This is a genomic window from Microcoleus sp. T3_A4, from assembly GCF_036700465.1.
Taxonomy (GTDB): domain Bacteria; phylum Cyanobacteriota; class Cyanobacteriia; order Cyanobacteriales; family Microcoleaceae; genus Microcoleus.
Genome location: NZ_JAUBOY010000062.1, coordinates 13,152 through 13,628 on the forward strand (window position 1 = coordinate 13,152; position 477 = coordinate 13,628).

Annotated in this window: 1 protein-coding gene; it reads left to right on the plus strand. The window is 45.9% G+C overall.

The genetic code is table 11. The features are described from left to right. A partial coding sequence (locus QUA07_RS26160) for a hypothetical protein (protein ID WP_333331109.1) occupies positions 1-301 on the plus strand: 301 nt, incomplete at its 5' end. Between the last annotated feature and the right edge of the window lie 176 nt (positions 302-477).

A 477-nucleotide genomic window follows, 5' to 3' on the forward strand; every position in this document is an offset into this window, starting at 1 on the left:
CAAAATTGGTCGGGAGTTAATTAATCAGGGTGCATCTACTAATTTAGTCTCCGGTTCGAGGTGCACCTGTTCCGGACAGTTTGGGAAAATTTGGGAAAATTCGTGGGTTGCGGTGCGATCGGCAAAAAAAAACCCGGCCAAAATTGGTCGGGAGTTAATTAATCAGGGTGCATCTACTAATTTAGTCTCCGGTTCGAGGTGCACCTGTTCCGGACTGTTTGAGAAAATTTGGGGAAATTCGTGGTTTGGGGTGCGATCGCAAAAAAAAACCCCAAACCAGAATTGGCGGGGAGTTAATTAATCAGGGTGCATCTACCAATTAAGCTTCCTGAGAATTCCAGCGCCATCCGGACAACCTCAAACTTTATTCAGCATCACCGCCAATACCGCAAAAAAAAACCCCCAAACCAGAATTGGCGGGGAGTTAATTAATCAGGGTGCATCTACCAATTAAGCTTCCTGAGAATTCCAGCGCCA